Origin of the sequence: Arthrobacter sp. NPDC056691, assembly GCF_042791415.1 — a bacterium.
Taxonomy (GTDB): Bacteria; Actinomycetota; Actinomycetes; order Actinomycetales; family Micrococcaceae; genus Arthrobacter.
Genome location: NZ_JBHTXX010000035.1, coordinates 44633 through 67627, shown reverse-complemented (window position 1 = coordinate 67627; position 22995 = coordinate 44633). Strand labels below are relative to the sequence as shown.

Annotated in this window: 27 protein-coding genes and 1 pseudogene; 14 read left to right on the top strand and 14 right to left on the bottom strand. The window is 66.8% G+C overall.

Annotated elements, in window-relative coordinates:
* The 8 genes and pseudogenes from ACFRAU_RS21900 to ACFRAU_RS21865 form a co-directional block, all read left to right on the top strand.
* A pseudogene (locus ACFRAU_RS21900) lies at positions 1 to 267 on the top strand (MFS transporter); the annotation flags it as partial.
* Between the two features lie 42 nt (positions 268 to 309).
* Positions 310 to 1536, top strand: coding sequence for an MFS transporter (locus ACFRAU_RS21895; RefSeq protein WP_378001462.1), 1227 nt, complete (start codon positions 310 to 312; stop codon positions 1534 to 1536).
* A gap of 207 nt (positions 1537 to 1743) precedes the next feature.
* Positions 1744 to 2796 carry a hypothetical protein gene (locus ACFRAU_RS21890; protein WP_378001461.1) on the top strand — a complete coding sequence of 351 codons (1053 nt, stop codon included), beginning with the start codon at positions 1744 to 1746 and terminating at the stop codon, positions 2794 to 2796.
* Positions 2797 to 2855: 59 nt separating this feature from the next.
* Complete coding sequence (locus tag ACFRAU_RS21885; RefSeq protein ID WP_378001460.1) at positions 2856 to 4277, top strand: FAD-binding oxidoreductase; 1422 nt, start codon at positions 2856 to 2858, stop codon at positions 4275 to 4277.
* Positions 4278 to 4779: 502 nt separating this feature from the next.
* Positions 4780 to 4983 (top strand): helix-turn-helix transcriptional regulator, encoded by a 204-nt coding sequence (locus ACFRAU_RS21880; RefSeq protein ID WP_377993471.1) that lies wholly within the window; start codon positions 4780 to 4782, stop codon positions 4981 to 4983.
* A complete protein-coding gene (locus tag ACFRAU_RS21875; RefSeq protein ID WP_378001459.1) occupies positions 4983 to 6179 on the top strand; it encodes a type II toxin-antitoxin system HipA family toxin in 1197 nt (398 codons plus the stop codon). The genes ACFRAU_RS21880 and ACFRAU_RS21875 overlap by 1 nt, the downstream gene beginning before the upstream one ends.
* A 106-nt stretch (positions 6180 to 6285) precedes the next feature.
* The gene (locus ACFRAU_RS21870; protein ID WP_377993469.1) at positions 6286 to 6687 is read left to right on the top strand and encodes a YidH family protein; all 402 of its coding nucleotides are present in this window, start codon (positions 6286 to 6288) and stop codon (positions 6685 to 6687) included.
* Between the two features lie 3 nt (positions 6688 to 6690).
* Positions 6691 to 7080 (top strand): DUF202 domain-containing protein, encoded by a 390-nt coding sequence (locus ACFRAU_RS21865; RefSeq protein WP_378001458.1) that lies wholly within the window; start codon positions 6691 to 6693, stop codon positions 7078 to 7080.
* 42 nt (positions 7081 to 7122) lie between these two features.
* On the opposite strand, the gene ACFRAU_RS21860 is transcribed toward ACFRAU_RS21865, so the two are convergent.
* The 5 genes from ACFRAU_RS21860 to ACFRAU_RS21840 all read right to left on the bottom strand — a co-directional run bounded on the left by ACFRAU_RS21860 (position 7123) and on the right by ACFRAU_RS21840 (position 10944).
* The gene (locus ACFRAU_RS21860; RefSeq protein ID WP_378001457.1) at positions 7123 to 7455 is read right to left on the bottom strand and encodes a carboxymuconolactone decarboxylase family protein; all 333 of its coding nucleotides are present in this window, start codon (positions 7453 to 7455) and stop codon (positions 7123 to 7125) included.
* 69 nt (positions 7456 to 7524) lie between these two features.
* Positions 7525 to 8103: a flavodoxin gene (locus ACFRAU_RS21855; RefSeq protein ID WP_378001456.1), complete on the bottom strand. Its 579-nt coding sequence runs from the start codon at positions 8101 to 8103 to the stop codon at positions 7525 to 7527.
* 132 nt (positions 8104 to 8235) lie between these two features.
* Positions 8236 to 9093: an aldo/keto reductase gene (locus ACFRAU_RS21850; protein WP_378001455.1), complete on the bottom strand. Its 858-nt coding sequence runs from the start codon at positions 9091 to 9093 to the stop codon at positions 8236 to 8238.
* A gap of 10 nt (positions 9094 to 9103) precedes the next feature.
* Complete coding sequence (locus ACFRAU_RS21845; RefSeq protein ID WP_378001454.1) at positions 9104 to 9535, bottom strand: cupin domain-containing protein; 432 nt, start codon at positions 9533 to 9535, stop codon at positions 9104 to 9106.
* 35 nt (positions 9536 to 9570) lie between these two features.
* Entirely contained in the window at positions 9571 to 10944 is a 1374-nt protein-coding gene (locus ACFRAU_RS21840) for an MFS transporter (RefSeq protein ID WP_378001453.1), read from the bottom strand.
* 145 nt (positions 10945 to 11089) lie between these two features.
* Between ACFRAU_RS21840 and ACFRAU_RS21835 the strand changes: the two genes are divergently transcribed.
* The gene (locus tag ACFRAU_RS21835) at positions 11090 to 11998 is read left to right on the top strand and encodes a helix-turn-helix transcriptional regulator (RefSeq protein ID WP_378001452.1); all 909 of its coding nucleotides are present in this window, start codon (positions 11090 to 11092) and stop codon (positions 11996 to 11998) included.
* Positions 11999 to 12174: 176 nt separating this feature from the next.
* Here the strand turns inward: ACFRAU_RS21835 and ACFRAU_RS21830 are convergent, their stop codons facing one another.
* Both ACFRAU_RS21830 and ACFRAU_RS21825 read right to left on the bottom strand, forming a co-directional pair.
* Complete coding sequence (locus ACFRAU_RS21830) at positions 12175 to 12348, bottom strand: hypothetical protein (RefSeq protein ID WP_377993461.1); 174 nt, start codon at positions 12346 to 12348, stop codon at positions 12175 to 12177.
* Between the two features lie 132 nt (positions 12349 to 12480).
* A complete protein-coding gene (locus tag ACFRAU_RS21825) occupies positions 12481 to 13932 on the bottom strand; it encodes an MFS transporter (protein ID WP_378001451.1) in 1452 nt (483 codons plus the stop codon).
* Positions 13933 to 14029: 97 nt separating this feature from the next.
* On the opposite strand from ACFRAU_RS21825, the gene ACFRAU_RS21820 reads away from it, so the two are divergent.
* Together ACFRAU_RS21820 and ACFRAU_RS21815 are read left to right on the top strand one after the other, a co-directional pair.
* Complete coding sequence (locus ACFRAU_RS21820; protein WP_377993459.1) at positions 14030 to 14407, top strand: MarR family winged helix-turn-helix transcriptional regulator; 378 nt, start codon at positions 14030 to 14032, stop codon at positions 14405 to 14407.
* Positions 14408 to 14507: 100 nt separating this feature from the next.
* On the top strand, positions 14508 to 14804 hold the full coding sequence (locus ACFRAU_RS21815) for a hypothetical protein (RefSeq protein ID WP_378001450.1): 297 nt from the start codon (positions 14508 to 14510) through the stop codon (positions 14802 to 14804).
* Between the two features lie 51 nt (positions 14805 to 14855).
* On the opposite strand, the gene ACFRAU_RS21810 is transcribed toward ACFRAU_RS21815, so the two are convergent.
* Positions 14856 to 15530, bottom strand: coding sequence for a class I SAM-dependent methyltransferase (locus ACFRAU_RS21810; RefSeq protein ID WP_378001449.1), 675 nt, complete (start codon positions 15528 to 15530; stop codon positions 14856 to 14858).
* A gap of 5 nt (positions 15531 to 15535) precedes the next feature.
* The gene (locus ACFRAU_RS21805; protein WP_378001448.1) at positions 15536 to 16804 is read right to left on the bottom strand and encodes a glycosyltransferase; all 1269 of its coding nucleotides are present in this window, start codon (positions 16802 to 16804) and stop codon (positions 15536 to 15538) included.
* A 130-nt stretch (positions 16805 to 16934) separates the two neighbouring features.
* Between ACFRAU_RS21805 and ACFRAU_RS21800 the strand changes: the two genes are divergently transcribed.
* Positions 16935 to 17108 carry a type II toxin-antitoxin system RelE/ParE family toxin gene (locus tag ACFRAU_RS21800; RefSeq protein ID WP_378001467.1) on the top strand — a complete coding sequence of 58 codons (174 nt, stop codon included), beginning with the start codon at positions 16935 to 16937 and terminating at the stop codon, positions 17106 to 17108.
* A gap of 77 nt (positions 17109 to 17185) precedes the next feature.
* On the opposite strand, the gene ACFRAU_RS21795 is transcribed toward ACFRAU_RS21800, so the two are convergent.
* Positions 17186 to 17923 (bottom strand): GAF and ANTAR domain-containing protein, encoded by a 738-nt coding sequence (locus tag ACFRAU_RS21795; RefSeq protein WP_378001447.1) that lies wholly within the window; start codon positions 17921 to 17923, stop codon positions 17186 to 17188.
* 153 nt (positions 17924 to 18076) lie between these two features.
* On the opposite strand from ACFRAU_RS21795, the gene ACFRAU_RS21790 reads away from it, so the two are divergent.
* The gene (locus tag ACFRAU_RS21790; RefSeq protein WP_378001446.1) at positions 18077 to 19264 is read left to right on the top strand and encodes a glycoside hydrolase family 26 protein; all 1188 of its coding nucleotides are present in this window, start codon (positions 18077 to 18079) and stop codon (positions 19262 to 19264) included.
* A 6-nt stretch (positions 19265 to 19270) separates the two neighbouring features.
* On the opposite strand, the gene ACFRAU_RS21785 is transcribed toward ACFRAU_RS21790, so the two are convergent.
* The 3 genes from ACFRAU_RS21785 to ACFRAU_RS21775 all read right to left on the bottom strand — a co-directional run bounded on the left by ACFRAU_RS21785 (position 19271) and on the right by ACFRAU_RS21775 (position 21277).
* Positions 19271 to 19912 (bottom strand): signal peptidase I, encoded by a 642-nt coding sequence (locus ACFRAU_RS21785; RefSeq protein WP_378001445.1) that lies wholly within the window; start codon positions 19910 to 19912, stop codon positions 19271 to 19273.
* Between the two features lie 96 nt (positions 19913 to 20008).
* Positions 20009 to 20608, bottom strand: coding sequence for a hypothetical protein (locus tag ACFRAU_RS21780; protein WP_378001444.1), 600 nt, complete (start codon positions 20606 to 20608; stop codon positions 20009 to 20011).
* 135 nt (positions 20609 to 20743) lie between these two features.
* Complete coding sequence (locus ACFRAU_RS21775; protein WP_378001443.1) at positions 20744 to 21277, bottom strand: alternate-type signal peptide domain-containing protein; 534 nt, start codon at positions 21275 to 21277, stop codon at positions 20744 to 20746.
* 245 nt (positions 21278 to 21522) lie between these two features.
* Between ACFRAU_RS21775 and ACFRAU_RS21770 the strand changes: the two genes are divergently transcribed.
* A complete protein-coding gene (locus ACFRAU_RS21770) occupies positions 21523 to 22002 on the top strand; it encodes a hypothetical protein (protein ID WP_378001442.1) in 480 nt (159 codons plus the stop codon).
* 290 nt (positions 22003 to 22292) lie between these two features.
* Here ACFRAU_RS21770 and ACFRAU_RS21765 read toward each other — a convergent pair whose 3' ends face one another.
* Positions 22293 to 22820 (bottom strand): alternate-type signal peptide domain-containing protein, encoded by a 528-nt coding sequence (locus ACFRAU_RS21765; protein WP_378001441.1) that lies wholly within the window; start codon positions 22818 to 22820, stop codon positions 22293 to 22295.
* Positions 22821 to 22995: the final 175 nt, after the last annotated feature.

Sequence of the window (22995 nt, the reverse complement as noted above, 5' to 3'; positions counted from 1 at the left end):
ATACCGCCGGTCGGAACCGGCCTCGCAGTCCGCTTCGCCCAGGGTGCACCCACACTGGCAGCCGCAGTTTCCGTATCTGCTTTCAACGGTGGAACCGCCATCGGCACAGGGTTTGGCGCGTCGGCGCTCGAATCGGCCCTGGGCGTCCTTGGCCCGCTGACCATCGCCATCATCATGGCGGTCCTCGGTCTGCTGACGCTCCTGGTCCTGGCCCGGACCCGGGCAACGTCCCAACCGACCCGGCTGGACGCCGAAGCCAGCCTGTAATTCCGTCCACGATTCCGGCCAACACCGATCAGAAGGACAACCTTGAAGTCAATAACTGCACCGGCGCCGGCACGAATCAACCGGGCCATGATCCTGCTCTTTGCGGTGGCGGGTGGAGCGGCCGTGGCCAACCTGTACTGGGCACAGCCGCTGCTTGAGGAGATAGCGTCCTCGTTCGGAACGTCGCTTGGGGCTGCCGGGTTGCTGGTGACGACCGCGCAGGTCGGATACGCCGTCGGCACCTTCCTGATCGTTCCGTTAGGTGATGTCGTGGACCGACGACGTCTCCTGCCGCTGATGATGCTCCTCTGCGCGGCCGCCCTTACTGCCGCTGCCGTAGCTCCGACCTTTGCAGTGTTGCTCGTCGCCCTGGTCCTGGTTGGCCTCACAACAGTGTCCGGGCCCCTACTGACGCCGCTTGCCGGTGACCTCGCCGAGCCCGGCCAGCGCGGTCACGTGATCGGCACCGTCGCGTCGGGGCTGATGATCGGAGTTCTTGCTTCCCGCACGATCAGTGGCCTTCTCGCCGACGCGTTCGGGTGGCGGGCGCCGTACGCCGTAGCTGCCGCCCTGGCCCTTGCCTCGGCGGTCCTCCTGCGGCGGACCATTCCACCGATGGCTCCGCGAGCCAAGCTGGGTTACGCAGCCCTGCTCGGCTCCACCTTCGGCGTGATCAAACGACACCCCTCCGTTCGCATGTCACTGTTCGTCGCTGGAACTGCCTTCGGCGTCCTCACGCTCTTCTGGACGGCCCTGACGTTTCTGCTCGCGTCCCCACCGTTCTCGTACTCCGTCACCACGATCGGGCTGGTCGGGCTGGCGGGAATCGCCGGCGCCGTCGCAGCACAACGATCCGGGCGCCTCCACGATCGAGGCTTGTCCAGGCCCGCCATCAGCGCAGCCCTGGCGCTCACCCTGGTGTGCTTTTTCCTCGCCTGGATCGGGGCCACATCAATCGTTGTGCTGCTCGCAGTGATCATTCTTCTGGACATTGCGGTGCGGGCGGCCTCGACCTTGACTCAGGCCCGTGTTCTTGCCGTCGACCACGAGGCACGCAGCCGTCTCAATACGGCGTATGTGGTGAGCAACTTCATCGGCGGGGCCGCCGGTTCCACACTCGCCACCGCGCTCTGGCAGCTCGGAGGATGGACCGCGATCATGACCGGCGGCGCTGCCGCGACAGCCATCGCGCTAATGCTTTGGATCGTTTCTACAAGCAGGACGCGTGACAACACTGAACACCCGACATCATCACAAAGTGGAACCTAACGGTGATTGGCGACCACGCGAACAGCGGATGCCCGGACGATCGCCGTCGGGCGTTAATGCCCCGGCGATGAACAAATCCGCTGTTGCCCAGCGCAGGCCGTGAACTTAAACTCTGGACATCACAAGAGGGTCCCGGCGGACACTTGGAGTGGAGCAGTTTGCCCGAAGCAGTGCACACCGCACCCCGATTAAGGGAGGCGAAGCCCCATGCGCCGCAATCGTGTTATCGCTGGAACGTCCGCTCTTCTCCTCGGCGTCGCTGGCCTCTGGGGCGTGTCCCTCGCCATCGGCAGCGGGAGCGCCGATGGGGAAGTGCCGCAACCAACGACGACTCTCGCCGGGCCACCCACACCGTCACCCATCGAGACCGCTTCACGTCCGGGTGACGTGAGGATCGCTGCTGTCGGCGACATGAACGGCGCGAACACGGCCGCACCGGACAGCCCGTCCGGGCGGAACGCCGCGGCCATCACCCGGCTCGTGCAGAAGAACCAGATTGATGCGTTCCTGGGGCTCGGGGACTTCCAGTACAGCACCGCGTACTGCGCTGACTACGTGAACTACTGGACACCGCTTTGGGGTGGCACGAAACCTAGGTTGTACTGGGTGTCCGCACCCAACCATGACTGGGAACCCGGACGCAACGAAGACCTGGACAACTTCATGAACGGCCAATGCCCGGGTGCCCCCGCGAAGGCTGCGATCAACCAGCAGCGTGGGTTCATCGGGAACGGGCAACCGTATTCGAAGGACTTCGGGCGGTGGCACTTCGCGTTCCTGTCCTCCGCGCACTGGCGGTACAACCCGGTACAGGCCCGGGCGTTGACGGCGTGGCTGGACAAGGATCTCGCTGCCGCGCGGGCGGCGGGAAAGTACCTGGCGGTGGTGCACCACGACCCGTACTTCACGTCGAACACCGACGCACATGGGCGGTCCACTGAACTCAAACCGTGGATCGACGTGATGTGGAAGCATCGGGTGCGGCTCACCCTGTCCGGGTCACAACACAACTACGAACGCTCATGTCCGGTGAACAACGCTGACCAGTGCGTCAAGGATGGGATGACAGCGTTCCAGGTTTCCACGGGAGGCATCGGTCTGCGATCGTTCACCAGCAGTCCTTCCTTCATCGTGAAGCGGTTCAGCAACACCCACGGTTTCCTTCGGCTGACCCTGCGGGCCGACGGGTCTTTCGACTGGAACTTCGTTCCGACGTCGGGCTCGGACACGGACTCAGGCAGGCATGCCGCACCTCGGTAACCTCACAGGCGCGCCGAGTCCGGCCGCGCACCCACCCTTTGACCCGGAAGCATCGACCGATGGCTACAGCTCAGCACAACGGCCCCGAACGTGAGATCCAGCAGGCGCTGCAGGAGTTGCGCGGGCGGCTGTCCGGACAGCTGATCGAGCCGCGGGATCCGCTCTACGAGGAAGCCCGCGCTGTATGGAACGGCATGGTGGATGTCCGTCCGCTCGCCGTGGCCCGGGCTGGCGCCGTCTCGGATATCGGCGCGGTGCTCGACGCCGTGCGGCGCAGCGGACTGGCGCTGGCTGTCCGCGGCGGCGGGCACAACATTGCCGGGCACGGCACTGTTGCGGGCGGCCTCGTTCTGGATCTGGGGCCGCTTCGGCGTGTGCACGTCGACGCCGGGAACGGGCTCGTCTCGGTGGAACCCGGGGCGACGCTGGCAGACGTGGACCGGGCGACGGCGGCACACGGCCTGGCCGTTCCGCTGGGGGTGATCAGCGGAACCGGGGTGGCCGGACTCACCCTGGGCGGCGGCGTCGGCTGGCTGACGCGATCCTACGGCCTGAGCCTGGACAACCTGGACGCCGCCGGCGTCGTTACTTCCGGTGGAGACCACCTGCACGCCAGCGGGCAGGAGAATCCCGAGTTGTTTTGGGGGCTGCGCGGAGGCGGCGGGAACTTCGGCGTGGTCTCCTCCTTTACCTTCCGCGCGCACCCGCTGCCGTCGCCGCTGGGCGGAAACCTCTTCTACCGGCAGCAGCACTGGCGCAACGCGCTCATGGCCTTCGCCGCCTGGACCCGGGACTTGCCTGAGGAGATGAATCCGATCATCTCCTTCCTGGTGCTGCCGCCCGGGTTCGGAATGGGTGACGACCCGTGGATGGTGATCGGATTCGCCTGGGCCGGTGCAGACCATCAGACCGGCCTGGATCTGGTTGAGCAGCTGCGTTCCGTGGCCCCGCCCGACGAACAGGAGGTAGGCGCAACCTCCTGGCTGGACTGGCAAAGTGCCATGGACACGGTTTTTCCCAAGGGCTCGCGCGGCTACTGGAAGAACGTCTCGTTCTCCCGCCTGGACGAGGAGGTGGTGGACGTCCTGCTGGGTTTCGCCTCCGAGGTGACCTGGCAAGGGACCGGGATTGACATCCACCACCTGGAAGGCGCCTTCGGGCGGGTACCGGAAGATGCCACAGCGTTCCCGAACCGGTCCGCGCGCTACTGGCTCAACGTGTACGGGTTCTGGCAGGACCCGTCCGAGGACGAACGGCTCACCGCCTTCGCCCGCAAGGCGTACTCCCTCATGCAGCCGTTCTCCGAGCACGGCGAATACGTCAACTTCCTGGGCGCCGAACTCGGCCAGCAGGACTTTCGGGATGCCGCGCGCCGGGCCTACGGGCAGGACAAATACCAGCGCCTCGTGGCCATCAAGAACCGCTATGACCCGCAGAATGTGTTCCGCTACAACCACAACATCCTGCCGACGACTGCCTGATTCGCGGTCCGGGCGGGGCGCCGGCAGAGGGCTCCCCCAAGGCCAACCTCAGGCTCCGGGACACAGCGTGCCAGCCATTTTGCGGGAAGGTTTCCCAAGTTTCCTCAAGGTTTCCGTAGCCTGTGCAAGGCAGAGTGGTCTTGCTACCCCAACGGGACGCAGCCGCTGAGCAAGGCTGCGGGTCAAGTGCCGGGCCGGACTGTCCCCCCAATACGTTCCGGCCCCACTGGCTGGCCCCCGGTTACCGGGGCCGGAGTGTCCCCCCAATACGTTCCGGCCCCGGTGACTCATGTACGCATCGCGAAGGCATCGCGGGTTAGCGGTTGAACTTCCCCCGGCAGCAAGTCCGGCAACATCCTGCCGATCCGGCTCGTGGGCGTCCGCCAAGAACCAGCCAGGCCCTGAAACGGCAATATATTGCCGAAATGCCCCGTATGGGGCAGACTGTGGGTCGTAACGGCCGGAAACGGCAACATGATGCCGATGGAAGCGGGCTGGGACAGTGACAGAAGAAGACGTGCAGGGCATCGGGCTGTCAGTTCGTTTGGCGCGTAAGGAAGCTGGCCTGAAGCAGAGTGACCTGGCCGATCTGGCCGGAGTCTCGGAGCGCACCGTCCGGGCCATCGAGACAGGCACCGGCAACCCCACGCTGGCAGCCGTCATATCTGTTGCGAACGTACTCGGCCTGCATGTGGCGGCCGCCTGATGGCCGGTGGCCTGCAGCGGCTGCGCTTCCTCCCGGCCGCCGACGTCTACAAGCAAGGGGAACTGGCCGGCCGGTTGGCCAGGACCGAGAACGGCGGTACTGAATTCACATATGTCCCGGATTACCTGAAGGCAGGGCTGCCCGGCATTGCCACCACCCTGCCGCCGGGAGAGGCACCTATCGTCACCCACGGGGGCGGCCTGCCTGCGTTCTTCGCGGGCCTGCTGCCCGAGGGTCACCGGCTGACCGTGCTGAAGAATGCTGCCAAGACCAGCCTCGACGATGAGCTGACGCTGATCATGGCCGTCGGTGCCGATGTGCCGGGCGACGTGCAGATCGTCCCGGCAGGCGAAGCGCTGGCCGAGCCGGAGCCCCTCGCGGACACGACAGATCCGGCGGTCCTGGACTTCACCGTCCTCGCCGAAGCGCTCGACCTGCACGGACTGCCGGGCGTCCAGCCCAAAGTCAGCGCTTCCATGCTGTCCGCACCCCTGGCTTTGTCCGGCGGCCGATACATCCTGAAGATGAACCCGCCAGCCCACGCCAACCTCATCCAGAACGAGGCAGCTCATCTGGCTGCGGCCAAGGTGCTGAAAATCCCCGTTGCGGCCGCCACCATCGTCCACGACAAGAACGCGTTGCCAGGCCTGCTCGTCACACGCTTCGACCGGGTCAGTGACGGCGGGCAGTGGACGCACCTGCCGACGGAGGACGGGGCGCAGGTGTTGGGTTTGCCGCCGGCATCAAAGTACAGCGTGGCCGCGGAAGAAGTTGTCGCAGCCCTGGCCCGGGTATCCAAGGCTCCGGCGGTGGCCGCCCGGAACCTGTATCTGCAGTTTTTGTTCGCCTGGCTGACCGGCAACGGGGACCTGCACGCCAAGAATGTTTCCGTCCTGGGCGGCCGGCACGGAGGCGGCTACGCCGTCGCACCCGTCTATGACGTGCCCTGCACGCTCGTCTACGGTGACATCACGATGGCGCTGCCGGTCGCGGGCAGATCGAAGAACCTGAGGGCGCGGCACTGGGCCGAGTTCGCGGCTGAGATCGGCCTGCCGCAGAGGGCCGCCGCATCAGCCAACGCCGCAGCCCTGAAGGCCGCAGCCTCGGTGGATCTCGAAGCGCTGCCGTTCCACGGGTCCCCTCTGAACCGGGCTGTGAGGGAGCTGCGCCACCGCCGGGCGGAACTAACCGGATAAGTGCGCGCGGCTGCCCAACTGACTCGCAGTAGATGTCGTTTTGGGCGCTCAAAACGACATCTACTGCGAGTCAGTTGGGTGGGAGCGCGGAAGCTAGACTGTGACCGTGCCGTCCACCCCGCCTTCCCCGTCCGGTCCCGACCCCCGCAGGGGCAGGCTCGCCGAAAGGCTCCTGCCCGGCGGCACCGAGCCGGACCCGCGCTTCACCCTGGCGAACGAACGCACCTTCCTGGCGTGGATCCGCACCTCCCTGGCCCTGCTGGCCGGCGGCATCGCGGTGGAGGCCTTCACGTCCGATGTCTTCCCGGAACCCATCCGCCGCGGGCTATCGGTCCTGCTTCTCCTGCTGGGCATGCTGCTCAGCGCGGGCTCTGCCCTCCGCTGGCTGCGGGTGGAGCGCAGCCTGCGTTCCAACCGTCCGCTGCCCCTGCCGCTGATCGGCCCGCTGCTCGCCGCCGGCTGCGCCGTGGCAGCGGCGGTGGTGATCGCCGTCGTCGTTCTTGCCTGACCGTTGACCGAGAACCCTGCCCCCGCTCCCCCGCCGGGCAACGGCCCGTACGACGGCGGCCGCCCCCTTCACGCCGACCGTCAGCTTCACGGTGACCCGGGGCTGCAGCCCGAACGCACCGCCCTCGCCTGGGGCCGGACCGTGCTGACGCTGATTGCCGCGAGCGCCGTGACGCTCCGCTGGATCCCGGACCAGGGCCCGTTCGTCCTGGCGATGTTCGGGCTGACCGTCACCGCCGGAAGCGGCATCTACCTCACCCAGCGGCGGCGCTACCGGCGGAGCATCGAGGGAATCCGGTCAGGGCGCCTGACACCGGACACCGCAGCCGTCCTCTGGACCGCGGGGGCCTGCGTTGCCCTCGGGGCGGTAGGCATCTGGCTGGTGCTGTCCTAGGAATCCTCATGGCGTGACGGTCCCATCCTTGCCGTTGCGGAGCTAGGGCTGTTCGGCTGCGGCGAAGACGTCCTTGGCGACGGTGATGGCCGACATCGCCTTGGGCCATCCGGCGTAGAACGCCAGATGGATGATGGCCTCTTTGAGTTCTGTCTCGGTCAGTCCGTTGGCCCGGGCCCGGGCGAGGTGCCCGCGGAGCTGTTCGGTGCTGCCGCCGGTGATCAGGCTGGCGACGGTGACGAGGCTGCGGTCCCGGGCGGAGAGTTCCTCCCGCTCCCAGATGTCGCCGAAGAGCACGCCGTCCGTGAGGTCGACGAGTTTTGGGGCGAAGTCGCCGATGAGTTGCTGGGCCCTGGTCTGGTGTGAAGCGCTCATGTGAGGTCCTTTCGGGGATGTGTGATGTTTGATGGCTTTGGCATGCGGCCCGTTTATCCGGGCACCGCTTTATCCGGCGCGGAGGAGTCCCGTACGTTGCAGCCATGAGTCAATGTCCGCTCCGGCCTGGCGCACTTCCTCGCCTTTGACCGAGAGGCCTTCCGCGATGGTGGCGCCCGGACAGGACGCCTCGTAGTCGCGGACGGTGGTGCCGAGCCCGCTCATGGCGTGGGTGGTGACGGGATAGATGGTTATGCCGGTGAAGTCGTAGCTTTCGGCGAAGGTGGCCATGATCATCGGTGCCCTGACGTTCCAGATGCCGCTGGCCAGGATGACGGCGTGGTAGTGGTCGATGGCGGGCAGCGGGTTGGCGATTGCAGGCCGGGCGTCCTGATTCTGTTCGCGGACGTTGCGTGCCACGGTGGCGTCATAGCCGTCCGGGTAGGGCTCTGCCGCCTCGATGCGGTGCACGTCGCAGGTGACCCGCGTGCTGATCATGCCAGCGAGCACTTCGGTGTTGCCGGCGTCGAGGTTGGTGCGGCCGCCGTAGTAATAGTTCTCACCGGCCCGGGAGAAGTAGGCCAACAGGACGCGCCCGCTGCTCTCCCGCGAACCGGCTGGCGGCCGCGATGGCTGCGTTGAAGCCACAGTGCTGTCTCCTCCTGGTGTGCAGCCTGCTGTTCCTGCGGCCAGCAGCGCTCCGGTCAGGCCGGCGGCCGCCCCGCGAAGGGCGGACCGCCGGCTGATGCCCAATAGATTGGTACTCAAGGGCGTCCGTACTTAGCTGTACCGGCGCCCGCCCAGCCAGCCGACCATGGCGGGGTCGCGGTGGTCGAAGAAGAGGCTGGCCCCGGTGTCCAGGGCGCTGATTTGGGTCATCTGCTCATCGGTAAGGTCGAAGCCGAACACGTCGAGGTTCTGGGCCATGCGCTCCGGCCGGACCGATTTGGGGATGACGACGACGCCGCGCTGGATGAGCCAGCGCAGCACCACCTGCGCCACGGACTTGCCGTGCGCGGCACCGATGGCGCTGAGGACAGGATCGGTGAAGAGGTTGTTCTTGCCTTCGGCGAACGGCCCCCAGGACTCGATCTGGACGCCGCGTTCGCGCATCAGCTCCTGGTCGGCGGCGCGCTGGTGGAACGGGTGGGTCTCGATCTGGTTCACGGCGGGGACGATCTCGTTGTGCTCGATGAGGTCCACCAGCCGGTCAGGATGGAAGTTCGAGACACCAATCGCCCGGGCCAGGCCTTCCTTGTTCAGGTCCTGCATGGCGCGCCATTCGCTGTAGTAGTCCCCGAGCGGCTGGTGGATCAGGTAGAGGTCCAGGTAGTCCAGCCCGAGCCGGTTCAGGGAATTCTGGAACGAGAGCTTGCTGTCCTCGTAGACGCTGCCCGTGGGTGCGTGCTGGATCCAGAGCTTGGTGGTGATGAACAGCTCCTCGCGGGTGATGCCACTGGCCTTGATGGCCGCCCCGACGGCTTCCTCGTTGCCGTAGGAGGCGGCGGTGTCCAGGTGCCGGTATCCGGCGGCCAGCGCTGCTTCGACCGCAGCCTGGGTATCCTCTTCGGGGATCTGGAAGACACCAAAGCCCAGGATGGGCATTTCGACGCCGTTGTTGAGGGTGACGTTCTTCATGGGGGTTTCCTTAGTGTTGTTCATTGAAGGTTTCAGGGTGTGTTGTGGCCTGGGCGGCGCGGTAGTCGTCCTCGGTGACGGGTTCGAACCACGTGGCGGTTTGTCCGGCGTCGTGTTCCACCAGCGCCAGGTGGCACATCAGGCTGTCCCCCGTCGCGCCGTGCCAGTGCTCCTCCCCGGCCGGGGTGTACACGGTGTCTCCGGCACGCATGAGGATGACCTCGCCGTCACGGTTTGCCACGAGTCCGGTGCCGTCGGTGCAGTGCAGGGTCTGGCCCACGGGGTGCGAGTGCCAGTGTGTGCGGGCTCCGGGAGTAAACCGGACCATGGCGGATGCCAGCCGTGAGGGGTGTTCGGCGCCGTGCAGGGCGTTGAGGTAGACGTCGCCGGTGAATTTTTCGGCCGGGCCCTTGGATGTGGGCCCGGGAACTGCAAGATGCATGCTTTGCTCCTTGGTTTGACGTGAGGTGCGATTTGTCAGATTTCCCGTTGGCGCCGCCGGCGCAGGGTCAGCGACGCCAACACCAGGATGATGAGCACGGCCGCGGTGGCGCCGAGGCTGGTGCGCAAGCCCGCCATGAATTCACCGCTGGCCAGTACCGCCCCGAAGATGGCCACACCGAGCGAGCCGCCGGCCTGCCGGGCGGTGTTGACCACTCCGCTGGCCGTACCGGCCCGTTCGGCAGGGACGTGGTCCAGCACCACGGCGATGATTGACGGGACGGTGAAGGAACCCCCGACGCCGACCGGAACCATGAGCGCGGCGACGAGCAGGACCGGGGCATCCGGCGGCAGCAGGCACAGTCCGGCGAGTCCGGTGGCCATGACCACCTGGCCCGTGGCGATCATGGCCGCGTGCCCATACCGGGCCATGAGACGGGCAACCAAGGGGTTGAGAAGTGCCACCAGGGCCGTCATCGGCAAGAACAGGAGCCCGGTTTCCAAGGCAGAGGAGCCGCGTACCTGCTGGAAGTAGAGGCTTTGAACGAACACGACGCCGTAGAAGGCCGCCATGGTGACCACGGCAATGACCAGGGTTGTGGACACGGCACGTGAGCGAAACAGGTCTAGCGGGATCATCGGGTGCCGGCCTCTGGCCTGGAGCATGATGAACGCGGCGGCCGACACGGCGCCGACGGCAAACACCAGCAGAATTCCCGGGGCCCCGTAACCTGCCTCGGCGCCCTCGATGATGCCGTAGGTCAGGCTTGCGAGTGCGGCGACGGCGCTGATCTGCCCGGCCCAGTCGAAGGGAGCCGGCCGCCGGGGCGACGGGGTTACCCGGGACAGGACCGCAAGGGCTGCCGCTCCGACGGGCACATTGACGAAGAAAATAAGCCGCCAGTCGATCTGGGTGAGCAGACCGCCAACCACCGGCCCCGCGGCGGCAGCGACGGAACCACCCAACCCCCAATACACAATGGCCCGGCCGCGGGCGGCGGCGTCGTGATAGGCCTCCCGGATCAGGGCCAGGGAAGCCGGGGTGATGATCGCCGCTCCGATGCCCTGCAGGATGCGGCCGCTCACAAGTGCCGGGAGGGCGGGGCTGAAGGCGCATGCAGCGGAGGCAACGACGAACACGATCATGCCCAGGCCGTAGGCCCGGCGGGCGCCGACACGATCCGAAAACGTGCCCGCAAACAGCTGGAGGGCGGAAAACATCAGCGTGTAGCCGGTGACCACCCACTGCAGCCCGGACAGGCCGCCACCCAGGTCGTTCCGGATTCCCGGCAGCGCAACGTTGACGATCTGGGCATCCAAAGCGACAACGAAGAACCCCAGCATGGCCACTGCCAGGGAGGCCCTCGGGCGGGCCGCAACTGCCGGGCGGCTGACGGTAGACACGGACATGGAGTCCTTTCGACACAGGAAGTTCCACGGAGGGAACGGGATCTCTTTCAAGAAAACCAGTACTTTCATGAGCGCGGGAGTGTCTGCTGTGAGGTGTACTGGCAGTTCCTGTTAGACCGGCCCGGCCCGCCGTAGCGTAGACCCCATGGACAACACGAGCGACGTTCGAGAGTTCCTCATGAGCCGGCGGCAGCGCATCACGCCGGCCCAGGCGGGGCTGCCCGTCTACGGAGGAACCAGGAGGGTGGCCGGGCTCAAGCGCGAAGAAGTGGCCATGCTCACCGGAGTCAGCACCGAGTACTACGCCCGACTGGAACGGGGAAACCTCCGGGGAGTGTCCGAATCCGTTCTGGACTCCCTCTCCCGCGCGCTGCAGCTCGATGAGGCCGAACGCGCCCACCTGTACGATCTGGCCAAAGCCGCCGCGCCCGCCCCGGCATCCGGTGTCCGTCGGGCACGGTCCGAGGTGCGTCCCAGCATCGAAAGGCTGCTGGCGGGGATGACCGGGACGCCCGCCTACGTCCGCAACGCCCGCATGGACGTCGTGGCGGCGAACAGCCTCTGCTTCGCCCTCTACACGGACATCCTCAGCCCAGCCACACTGCCCATGAACCTTGCCCGGTTCATGTTCCTGGACCCGCGTTCCCGCGACTTCTTCGTGGAGTGGGAGACCCTCGCCGACGACTTCGCCGCGGCCATGCGCACCGAATCGGGCCGGAGCCCGCGCGACCGGAACCTGAACAACCTCATCGGCGACCTCGCCGCCGGCAGCACCGAGTTCTCCACACGCTGGGCACGGCACAACGTCCGCTTCCACCGCACAGCCCGCAAAACCATGCACAACCCGCTGGTGGGCGACATCGAACTGACCGGCGACGCCCTCGATCTCCCCGGCGAAGGGCTCACCCTGATCGCCTACACCGCCGACGCCGGCAGCCACGCCCAGGACCAACTGAACTTTCTCGCCAGCTGGAGCGCCAACAGCAACACGGCCAAACCAGCACCAGCCAACCCGCCAACGCCATCAGCGGCGGGCCCTGCCGACGCCGGCTGAGAAACACTGCCCCAAAAGCCCCCAAAGTTTATGGCTGCTGGGGCCCGTTCGCCGGATGCGTCACCAACTGGCTCCGGGCCGGTATGTTCCTGCGCTCCATTCCTGGCCCTGTGTGAGGTACACGAACAGCTTCGCCTTCATGCAGGGATGATAATCCCGGAACCGGCAGGCCGGAACTATCCGGAAAGACCCACAACGAGGATCCACACCGCAAAAGCGGCCAGGAGGATGACCGAGCCGTACTTGATATACGGCCACCAGTTGCGGCCCGGAGCCGAGTCGTCAATGTTCTTGCCCTGCATGTTCCAGTCGTACCGCGGGAAACTGGAAGCACCCTTGGATCCGGTCATGAGATCGCTCCAAGTTGTCCGGGATGGCGCGGTTGTCCGGAATGGTTCGACGGAAGGCTCCCGCCCGGCGGCGAGCCGGACGGGAGCCTTCGTTGCCCTCGGGGCGTGTGGCTGGCGGAGCCTGACTGGCGGCTACGCCGCCAAGGCGACCGTCCGCCGTCGTGCCGGCGCAGCCGCAACCAGCAGCGCGGCGATGGCGACGGCGGCACTCAGCATCAGGCCCGGCCGGTACTGCTCAAGCATGGCGGCGGCACTGGGGACAGCGCCGCCGTCGGAATGCCCTCCGCTGACCATGGCGGTGGTGACCGCCAGGACCAGGGCGGCCCCCACCTGCGTGCTGGTCTGGATGAGTCCGGCTGCCAGGCCCTGCTCGGAGTCCCTGATGCCCGCGGTGGCCTGGACGTTGATGGACGGGAACGCCAGGGCAAAGCCGATGCCCAGCAGGATGATCGAGGGCAGGATGTCCAGGGCGTAGTTGGGTGTGGTGCCCACCCGGAGGAACAGGACGTAGCCGAGCCCCATGGCGGCCAGCCCGGCCAGGATCAGCCGGGTGGCACCGAACGCGTTGATCAGGCGGTCGGCGAACGGCGCGCTGGTGGCGACAATCAGTCCGGTGGGCAGCAGTGCGAGTGCCATCGCCAGCGGGCTCCACCCCAGGGCGGACTGCAGGAACAGCGTCACGATGAACTGGAAGCTGAGGTAGGAGCCAAACAGCCCCACCGCACTGAGGTTCGCCCGCGCCACCCAGCCCTCGCGCAGGATGCCGAAGCGGATGAGCGGGTGCCTGACCTTGTTCTCGATGACAGCGAAGGCCGCCAGCACCGCGGCAGAGATGATGAATCCGGCGATTGTTGCCACAGATCCCCAGCCCCGTTCCGGTGCGGACACCAGCGTGTACACCAGTCCCAGCATCCCCAGCGCGAGCGTGACAGCGCCCCAGATGTCGTGGCCGCTGTCCTTGGCGTCGGGCGTATCCCGCGGGATGAAGCGGTTGCCCAGGATGACCACCAGGATGGCGATCGGCACGGACACCAGGAACGTCCAGCGCCAGCTAAGGCTGGTCATGAGGCCGCCGACGACGAGCCCCAGGGAGAAGCCGCTGGCCCCGAACGTGGTGAAGATGGAGAGGGCCTTGTTGCGCTCGCGGCCCTCAGCGAAGTTGGTGGTGATGATGGAGAAGCCCGTGGGCGCGGTGAACGCGGCCGCGAGGCCCTTCACGAACCGTGTGGCGATGAGGATGGCGGGGTCATCCACGAGTCCGCCCAGCAGGGAGGCGGCCGCGAAGACGGAGAGGGCGATGAGGAAGATGCGGCGGCGGCCCAGGAGGTCCGCGAGCCGGCCGCCCAGAAGCAGCAGGCTGCCGTAGCCGAGGACGTAGGCGGAGACGATCCACTGCAGGGCGTCCGTGCCGAGGTTCAGTTCGTGCCCGATGGACGGCAGGGCCACGCCCACCATGGACACATCCAGCCCATCCAGGGCCAGGACGGTGCAGACAACCATCAGCAGGAGCCACTGGGCACGGGTCCAGCGGACGGCCGTGGCGAGGGGTCCGGCAGTTCGTTCGAGGGTGGTGGGTGATGTCATGTTCAAAAATCTATATGACGCGTCATTCAATGACAAGGAATATGACGCGGAATATTATGACGTGGACTTTAGTTCGTGTCTCGGCTAAAATCAGTCCATGGCTTCGACGACGGACCGCCTGCTGGTTGAGCAATGGCGCAGCATCCAGGACGCGTACTTCCGCACATCGTGCGCCCTTGACCGCGCCCTTGAGGCCGAGTTCAGCATCGGCCTGAACGAGTTCGAGATCCTGGACCTCGTGGCAGAGGACAGCAAGGCAGCGTGCCTGATGAAGGAACTCGGCGAGCGCACCCCCATGAGCCAGAGCGCCGTCTCCAAGGTGGTGGACCGGCTGGAGAAGGCCGGGCTGCTGACCCGACAGTCCTGTGCGCACGACCGCCGTTCGCTCTATCTGGAGCTCACCGAGGCGGGCCGGAAGCTCCACCAGGCCGCCGCCGTCGAACACCGTGCGCTCCTGAAGGAAAACCTGGCCTGACCCCTTCTTACTGCTCCTTGACGGGGCTACCTCCTGCGCGTAAAACCAGCCGTATCGGTCCAGATGCGGGCCGTTGCACAACGAGGTGTGAGGAGCAGAGATGGCAGTCGCGGTCATTATGGAATTCAAGGGCGCCACGCTGGCGCAATACGACCAGGTCATCGAAAAAATGAACCTGACCAAGGGCGGCCCTGGTCCCGCCGGCGCCCTTGGGCACTGGGTGGCGGCAACGGACGATGGGCTGCTCGTCACGGACCTCTGGCAATCCCGCGAGAAGTACGAGGCCTTCGCGCGGGACCAGATCGGTCCGTACAGCGCAGAGGCCGGGATACCGGAGCAGCCGAAAATTACCTATCACGAAGCGCACAACTACTTCACTCCTGGCGCTGACGCCTGACAAGTGACGGACGGCGCGGCGGCGGTGCCTGACCCACGGGCGCCGCCGTCGTCAATCCCCGGGCGGTACCGGGCTGGTGGCGTGGCCCAGGATGTGGGCTACCGGCGGCGTCACCGACTGGACGGCGAAGCCGAACCGCTGGTTGTCCTGGATGGTGAATCCGGCCGCGGTGATGGCGCCGAGCGTGTCCCGGTTGGGGTGGCATCCTCCGGCCATGCGCTGCCACACCGGTGTGAGTAGGTCTTCGACGGCGGCCAGGACAGGGCGCTCGGAACGGACGTGCTCGTAGTAGGCCAGGGTTCCGCCGGGGCGCAGGACGCGCCGGATTTCCGCAAGGGCGGCAGCCTGGTCGGCGACGCTGCACAGCACGAGGCTGGCGACGACGGCATCCGCACTGCCGTCGTCGGCCGGGATGCGCTCGGCCGCGGCGGGCCTCACCGTCACCGGCACGCCGGACGTGGCGGCGCGGTGCAGGGCAAGGCTTCTGAGGTAGTCATCGGGCTCGAGGGCCAGGACGTGGGTGACTGCCACCGGGTAGAGCGCAAAGGCCGATCCGTCCCCCGCGCCAATCTCGATGACCGTCCCGTGCAGGCCGGCCAGCATGCGGCGGCGGTGTTCTGTGGCGCCACGGCGGTTCATCCGCCCGACGGCGCGGGCGTAGGCGCGGGCGAAGCGGGGATGCTGGAGGTGCTTCAGCGTATTGCTGCCGTCCCCTGCACTGTCCATGCCGTTCACACCTTCCGCAGCATCGCTTCCATCTCGTCGAGGAGCCCGTCAACACCCGGGGAAGCGGCGATCGCGGCCCCGATCCGCTGGCTGCCGGCCCGGTACCGGCCGTCGGCCAGCACCTTTCGCACGGCGTGGCGGATGGCCGCCGGCTTGGGCCGTCCCGTTTTGAGATTGATTCCGACGCCGGCCCAGGCCACCCGGGCGGCCCCCTCCGGTTTGTCCTCGGTGTCCCCCGCAACCACGATGGGGACGCCGTTTTCCATCGCGTAATGGAGGCCGCCGTAGCCGCCGTTGGTGATGTAGACGGCCACCTTCGGCAGGAGTTCCGCGTCCGGCAGGAACTCGGCGGCGCGGGCGTTGGCCGGGAGCGGCGGCAGGGCGGACAGCGGGCGGCGGCCGGTGCTGACGACGACGGTGACGTCCTCGTCCGCGAGCCCTTCGAGCGTGGGGCCCACCAGGGCGGTGAAGTCCTCGTTGGATACGGTCCCCTGCGTCACGTAGACCACCGGGCGGGAGCCGTCCAGCTCCCACCAGTCCGGTTTCGGGGTCACCGAAGCCGAGGCGGCGTGCCGGGACATCGGCCCGAAGAAGCGGAGGTTGTCCGGCGCGTCCGAGCGCGGGTACTCGAACTCCTGCACGGTGAACTGGGCGATGAGTTCCGCGCGGCGGGCCCAGTCGAGGATGAACAGCCCGTCCAGCCCCACGCCCACGAGTTCGCGGGTGAGGGCGTCCACCTGCTGCTGGCTGTCCTTCAGCACGACGTCGGAAACCATCCAGTTCAGCACGCGGTTCCGCAGGCGGGCTGCCTTTCCCTTGCCGGGTGCCAGGCCCGAGCCATAGGGGGCGCAGTCCGGGCTGGACAGTGTCAGCGGCAGGATTCCGCAGGCGATGACGGCGGGGCGCTGGTGGCGCGGCAGCCTGGACAGGGTGGCTGCACCCATGAAGGTGACCTCCGCCAGAACGGCGTCCGTGTGCTCGGCGGCGATCGCCGCCTCGAGCGGAAGGTACTGGCCGCGGGCCGGCTCGATCACCAGGCCGCGGATGCCCTCGCGGATCGCCTGCACGCCGGTGGCCGCGCTGGGCTCTGTACCGTACTCCGCGCCGGGACCCAGCGGAAGGAACTCGGCCCCGACGGCCTTCACCGCGTCCTGGTAGGCGGGACCGGTCAGGAACCGCACCCGGTGACCGCGGTCAATCAGGTGGCGGGCGACTCCGAGCATGGGCGAAACGTGGCCGTCGTGGGGGCCGCTGCAAACGATGACTGATGACATGCTCGGAGCTTATGGCCTGCGGGGGCCCGGGGATAGGGCAGGGACCGGCCATTTCGGCCCGGTCACTTCGCCTGTCCCTCGATCAGCGCGCCCGGTTCTCCAGCGCCACGGCAGCGACGGTCCAGCGGCCATCGAGTTGCTGGCTGAAACGCCGCGACCGCCGGGTGCTAAGAAGCTCCCTGGCAGTCGCAACGACTGGCGAGTCCGGACCGGCGATTACCGGATCATCTACGAAATCCGGGATGCGCAACTAATCGTTCTAGTCGTAGCCGTCGGTCACCGCCGGGAAATCTACCGACACTGAATCATGGCACCGCCGACGTCGGCCAGCCTCCCGCCGTCGAACGTATTCCTGACCCGGCCAGGGCGTAACCGACGCCTTCAGTCCTCGAAGTGGGTGGCCGCCGCCGGCGCGCCGGAGAACCCCCCGACTATCTCCTCCGCGAGGGCGCGCAGCTTCTGGTTCCGTGTGCTGGAGCCGCGCCGAAGGATCTCAAAGGCTTCGTCATGGGAGCAGCGGTTCTGGGCCATGATGATCCCGCAGGCCAGATCGATCGCGGTCCGGCCTTCCATGGCTGCCCGGAGGTTCTCGGCCAGCTGGTCGGCGGCGGCTATCCGCAGCGCCAGATGGAGCGCCTGCCCGGCCATGACGGCGAAAACCTGGGCGTTTGCGATGGCGTCCTCGGTGAACAGACCGGTGGCCGGGGCGAAAAAGTTCAGAACCCCGGCGGCGTCCGGCCCCAGCTTGAGCGGAATGCCCAGCGCGCTGCGGCACCCCGCCGCCTCGAGGGTCTCGCGGTACTGCGGCCAGCGTCGATCCGTGGCGACATCACCGAGGAGCACCGGGGCCCCGGTCTCAAGCGCTTCCTCGCAGGGCCCCTGGCCCAGGCGCTGTTCGATTTCGTCCAGCACCACTGCCTCGTCGCTGCTGCCCGCGATCGACGCGCTGCGCTTCCGCCGGTGCAGGGTCACGGCGCACTCGATCCGGTCGCCCGTGGAACGCGACATCATTGCGGCCGCGAAACCTGTCATCCCGTCCAGGAACCCTTTGATGTCCTCACTATTGGTGATCAGGGCATGCAGCTGCTCAAAGTCGTCCGACTGATCTCCGGTGCTCATACCCTAAAACGTTAAGAGCCGCGGCACAGCAGAACAAGGCCACCCTCGGCACAAGATCGCCCCTGGGCGAGCAACAACCGCGTCGCCGGCGGCATTGACAGGCTCTGTCATGGCCCACTTCAGTTGTGTCGAATGTGGCATAGATTGGTTTCCGTGAACTTCAGCTGGGGACGGACAACAATAGCGGTGGCAGCGGGCCTGGTGCTGGCAGGGTGCTCCCCTGCGCCGGAAACCCAGAAGGCTCCGTCGCCGACTGTGGCCGCGTGCGAGGTGACGTCCGGAGCCAAGCTGGCGCCGGCGTCGGGCATTCTGTCCGGGGTGAACCTGGACTGGGAGCACGAGACGCTGCAGCAGTACGCCGGCGGGCTGGGCCGCAGGCCCGCCGTGGTGGTCAGCTTCACGCAGTTCCCGTTCACGGCCGCCGACGAAGCGAACCTCGAGGCGGCCTACGGGCAGGTGCGGGGCGACGGTGGCATCCTGCTGCTGACACTGGAGCCGCGGAAGGGCCTCGCCGCCGTGACGCAGGCGGCGACGGACAAGCTGGCCGGCACGCTGGACCGGTTCAACAAAGCCGGCGTTCCGGTGATCGTCAGGTTCGCTCATGAGATGAACGGTTCCTGGTACGAATGGGGCCAGCAGCCGGCGGAGTACAAGGCCGCGTTCCGGCGGGTTGCCGGCTCGATCCACCGGCTCGCGCCCGGCAGCGCCACGATGTGGGCGCCGAACTACGGCGGCGGCTACCCGTTCACGGGCGGGGCGCACCAGGCGGTCGCCGGCACCGCTGCCTACACGGCGCTGGACACCGACAAAAACGGTGAAGTGACCGGGGCGGACGACCCCTACGCGCCCTATTACCCGGGCGACGACGCCGTGGACTGGGTGGGCATGTCGCTCTACCACTGGGGCAACACCTACCCCTGGGGCGCCAACGTGGTGCCCGAGCCCGGCAAATTCCTGCAGCAGCTGACCGGCACCTACAACGGCGCAGGCGGAAACGACCTCGCCGTCCCCGACTTCTACGGCGAGTACGGCAAGCGCCGGGGCAAGCCGGTGGCGATCCCGGAGACCGCCGCACTCAGTGTTCCAAGCCGCGGCGGTGCCAAGGAACTGGCCATCAAGCAGGCCTGGTGGCGGCAACTCTTCGACGCGCGGATCCCGAAGGACTACCCGCAGCTGAAGATGATCAACTGGTTCGAATGGAACAAGAACGAGGTGGAGGTCAAGGCCGTGGTTGACTGGCGATCCGCCGGGACCCCTGCGATCGCCAAGGCCTACACCGCGGATCTTCCCGACTGGTTCCAGTTCGCCCAAGAGCCCAAGGAATGCACGCCGGCGCAGTGACTTGGTTTATGGGGCCGCTTTTGTGCCTCGGCGGAGGCCGCGGACGGTTTTCAGGATGAGGACGATCCCGTAGCCGATGAGGACGACGGCGCCGACGCTCAGCCAGAGGCCACGGTCGCTGTTGCCCACGGCGTTGGCGAGGAAGCCTGCGTAGGGCACGGCGTAGAGAAGTTTGCCCTGCACCTGCACTTCCCGGACGGGGTTGGGATCGTCGACGTCGTTGTTGTCGCCCTTGGTGATCAGGGTCTTTTCGCCGGTCTGGGCGGAGCCGAACCCGACGATCCTGTGCGTCTCCACAGCCGGCTTGCCGGACTCCAGCTGGAAGGTGACGATGTCACCGTAGGTCAGTTCGCTGTACGCTGCGGGCCTGGCCACCAGGAACGTGCCCGGCGGGTACTTCGGCGCCATCGAGTTGGTCAGGACCGTGTAGGTGTGGGAGCCCGTAACCCGCGGAACGATGATGAGCACCAGGGCGGCAAACACCATGACCGTCAGCACAACGATGCTGGCCAGCCGTCCCGCCGCCGACCACGCGCGTTTCCCACGCGACGGCGCTGTCCCTTCCGGGCCCGCGCTGTCCGGGGTGGCCGCTTCCCCTGCCGGCTGGCCCTGTCCTCCGGGTACTCCCCCGCGATCCGGATTGCCCATGAACGGAAGCGTATCAAGACGCCGTCCCCGGGCTGCCCAGTCCGGGCTGCCCAGTCCTGGCTGCTCGGGCGGGGCTGGCCAGTCCGCGGGGCCGGCTCAGAGCTGGGAAGCGGTGAGGGGAACTGTGATGGTCACGGACTGCCCCTTCACACTCGTCGGGGCGGACGCCGAGAGCGTCACCTCAAAACACATCACGGTGGTTCGGGTCTTGGCCACGGGTCCCGAGGTGATTCCGGCACCGGCCGGCACCTGATATCCGGCGGCGGAGGTGCAGTCGGCGGGAAGGGAGGCGTTCTTGACCCTGACCGTCAGATAATCGGCCAGGGTGCCGGACCCGGCGTTGACCTTCTGGGGTATCCCGGCGGTGAGGCTGATGCTGAACGGGCCGCCGGCGTCGGAATTGTTGGCCGCGGTGACGCTGGCGTACGCGGCAGACCCCGGGGTCAGCGCGGACAACCCGTTGGTCTGCGTGGTCAGCGCCAGGGACGCCTGCTGCCCTGCCGGCGTCGTCATTGTCATGCTCTGGGTTGACGGTGCGCCGGTGATGGTCACGTCGAAGGATGCGGCGTTGACGGTTCCGGGCGCCGCCGGGGCGGTGGCGTTCCACAGCGCATAGCTGCCCTGGACCACCAGCAGGCCCAGCAGCACCGCGGCGGCGGTCAGCGCCGCCGCCTGCAAAGCCCGCGGAATGCGCATCACCCCTCCTGCCGCCTCACTGTTTGTCCGGCCGGGAACTGGCTGTCCCCGGTTTAAAGCCTGTGGGCGGCCATCCGCCGGCCGGACTGGCCGGCCGCACCGGATGGCCGCGATCAGGTTCTTGCTCCGTTAAGCCTAGGACAGGCCGGTCTGGGTGACCTGGTTCAGGTCGAAGGCGACGTTGCCGAAGTCGTAGGACTTGGTCACGTCTGAACGGTTCGCGGTGCCGGACTTGAATTCGAACGTGATGGTCGCGGTGACCGTTCCGGACGTCTTCAGCGGATTGCTAACAACCGTCGTAGAGGTACCCGCCGTCAGGACCGGGGCGGAGACGATGACGTTTGCGGCGTTGAAGCCGTTGTCCGCGCCGGTGCCTGTTGCGGTGATGTCGGCGGCCATCTTGTTGCCTGTCAGGGTGACGTTCAGGACCTGGCTGTAGGTGAGCTTGTCGCCGGGGACAACCCTGTAGTTGGAGATGGTGACCGGGTTGCCCAGCCGGTCCGTCCAGACGCCCGTATCTGCCGCGACGTTCAGGTCGCCGGCGACGATGGTGCCGGGGGTGGCGGTCTGGGATGCGTTCCAGGACGCCAGGGTGCCGCCGCCGCCCAGCAGCAGTGCCGCGCCAACGGCGATGGCGGCGGTTCCCTTGATCAGTGCGCTGTTCTTCATGATGAGACCCTTCGGGTGAATGCTGAGTGGATTTCCTTCTGAAATGAACAATGCCGTGGCCGGCTCAGGGATCCATGCTGAAGACCGTCAAGAGTTACTCAAGAATTCAACCAATGCGCGTCACCTCGTTAGCTTCCCTGGACCTCGTCTGATCCTGTGCCAATCCTGTGGCTTACCCGCCGGCAGTCCTGAGCTGGAGGGAGAACAATGGGAGGCGAAATCGTCGCAGCCAACCGAGGAGCAGAATGAGCCGTGTGGACCGGGTACCGGGAGCCAGGACTGCGATGATCGCATTCGGACTGACGGTAACGCTGGGTGCCGGCGGCGCGGCCGCGCACGCCCTGTGGCAGCAGTCCGCCACGGCCACCATGACAGTCTCTGCTGCATCAGTCTGGCCCGGCCCGGCCGTGACCGCGCTGACGTGCGCCAACAACGCGAGCCAGAAGATCGCGACGCTGACACTGCAGCTGCCCCAAAGCGCGGCCGTTACCTACGGGGCGCTCCAGAGCAACGGCTCCATCCCCAAAACGTATACCTGGGGAACAGTCAACGCCGGTGCACCCGGGTCCAGCATCAGCCTGGACATCAACTCCCAGATCATCAAGGACAGCCCGGCCGGAGCCCTGACCTTCAAGGTGACGGCCGCCTACGGTGACGGGACCACGGCATCAGCCCAGCTCGTCCTCACACTGTCCGACTCGAACAACAAGATTGCCTGCCCCTGACCGGCCGCGGCTTCGGCGGTGGCCAAGGCGCCGCCGTCGTGCTTTCGAGCCGCGGACTACCGGCAACCAAAGAAGGTCAGGACGTGCAGCAAGAAGCAGGCTCGAACAGGCCGGCCTGGAGTTTTTGTCCATTTGTCGCGACTTCCGGGGCGTTTAACCCCCATTATCTGGACAAAAACTCCTGACGTTTGGGGACGGACGACGGCGGCCGGTCACCTTGGGGACAAAAGGTAACCGGCCGCCGTCGTTCTCAGAGCTTCCGGCCGCCCTGAGCGGCGGCCGGAAGCTGGCTAGGACAGACCCGACTGGGTGATCTGGTTCAGGTTGAAGGCGACGTTGCCGAAGTTGTAGGCCTTGGCCACGTCGGAGCGGCCCGTGGTGGTGGACAGGAACTCGAAGGTGATGGTGGCCGTGACCGTCTGCGTGGTCTTCAGCGGGTTGCTGACAGCCACGCCGCCCACCGTCAGGGCGGGCCCGGTGACGGTGACGTTCCCGGTGGTGAAGCCATCCGCAGCGCCGGTGCCGGACGTGGTGATGTTGGCCGCCATCTTGTCGCCGGTCAGGGTGACGCTCAGGACCTGGGTGTAGGTCAGCTTGTCCCCGGGCACAACCTTGTAGCTGGCGATATCGATGGTGGCGTTATTCCGGTCCTTCCACACGCCTGCCGCTGCGGCTACGTTCAGGTCGCCGGAGACGATGGTGCCGGGGGTGGCGGAAGCGGAGGCGTTCCAGGAGGCCAGGGTGCCGCCGCCGCCCAGCAGCAGCGCGGCGCCAACTGCGATGGCGGCGGTTCCCTTGATCAGTGCGCTGTTCTTCATGGTGAGACCCTTCAAATCTTGCGGGTGGATTTCCTTCTGAAAAGAACAATGCAGGGGCAAACTCAGGACTCCATGCGGCAAACGGTCAAGAATCAGTCAAGAAAAAACAGCCTGTTTTCGGGTGGTATCTTGAGTCACCGCCACATTCGGGCGGACACACTTTGGCGCCTGCCGC

Coding starts and splice junctions, on each gene's coding strand:
- ACFRAU_RS21890 (WP_378001461.1), top strand. CDS start 1,744: ATGCGCCGCAATCGTGTTATCGCTGGAACGTCCGCTCTTCTCCTCGGC.
- ACFRAU_RS21885 (WP_378001460.1), top strand. CDS start 2,856: ATGGCTACAGCTCAGCACAACGGCCCCGAACGTGAGATCCAGCAGGCG.
- ACFRAU_RS21875 (WP_378001459.1), top strand. CDS start 4,983: ATGGCCGGTGGCCTGCAGCGGCTGCGCTTCCTCCCGGCCGCCGACGTC.
- ACFRAU_RS21860 (WP_378001457.1), bottom strand. CDS start 7,455: ATGAGCGCTTCACACCAGACCAGGGCCCAGCAACTCATCGGCGACTTC.
- ACFRAU_RS21850 (WP_378001455.1), bottom strand. CDS start 9,093: ATGAAGAACGTCACCCTCAACAACGGCGTCGAAATGCCCATCCTGGGC.
- ACFRAU_RS21845 (WP_378001454.1), bottom strand. CDS start 9,535: ATGCATCTTGCAGTTCCCGGGCCCACATCCAAGGGCCCGGCCGAAAAA.
- ACFRAU_RS21840 (WP_378001453.1), bottom strand. CDS start 10,944: ATGTCCGTGTCTACCGTCAGCCGCCCGGCAGTTGCGGCCCGCCCGAGG.
- ACFRAU_RS21835 (WP_378001452.1), top strand. CDS start 11,090: ATGGACAACACGAGCGACGTTCGAGAGTTCCTCATGAGCCGGCGGCAG.
- ACFRAU_RS21830 (WP_377993461.1), bottom strand. CDS start 12,348: ATGACCGGATCCAAGGGTGCTTCCAGTTTCCCGCGGTACGACTGGAAC.
- ACFRAU_RS21825 (WP_378001451.1), bottom strand. CDS start 13,932: ATGACATCACCCACCACCCTCGAACGAACTGCCGGACCCCTCGCCACG.
- ACFRAU_RS21820 (WP_377993459.1), top strand. CDS start 14,030: ATGGCTTCGACGACGGACCGCCTGCTGGTTGAGCAATGGCGCAGCATC.
- ACFRAU_RS21815 (WP_378001450.1), top strand. CDS start 14,508: ATGGCAGTCGCGGTCATTATGGAATTCAAGGGCGCCACGCTGGCGCAA.
- ACFRAU_RS21810 (WP_378001449.1), bottom strand. CDS start 15,530: ATGGACAGTGCAGGGGACGGCAGCAATACGCTGAAGCACCTCCAGCAT.
- ACFRAU_RS21805 (WP_378001448.1), bottom strand. CDS start 16,804: ATGTCATCAGTCATCGTTTGCAGCGGCCCCCACGACGGCCACGTTTCG.
- ACFRAU_RS21795 (WP_378001447.1), bottom strand. CDS start 17,923: ATGAGCACCGGAGATCAGTCGGACGACTTTGAGCAGCTGCATGCCCTG.
- ACFRAU_RS21785 (WP_378001445.1), bottom strand. CDS start 19,912: ATGGGCAATCCGGATCGCGGGGGAGTACCCGGAGGACAGGGCCAGCCG.
- ACFRAU_RS21780 (WP_378001444.1), bottom strand. CDS start 20,608: ATGCGCATTCCGCGGGCTTTGCAGGCGGCGGCGCTGACCGCCGCCGCG.
- ACFRAU_RS21775 (WP_378001443.1), bottom strand. CDS start 21,277: ATGAAGAACAGCGCACTGATCAAGGGAACCGCCGCCATCGCCGTTGGC.
- ACFRAU_RS21770 (WP_378001442.1), top strand. CDS start 21,523: ATGAGCCGTGTGGACCGGGTACCGGGAGCCAGGACTGCGATGATCGCA.
- ACFRAU_RS21765 (WP_378001441.1), bottom strand. CDS start 22,820: ATGAAGAACAGCGCACTGATCAAGGGAACCGCCGCCATCGCAGTTGGC.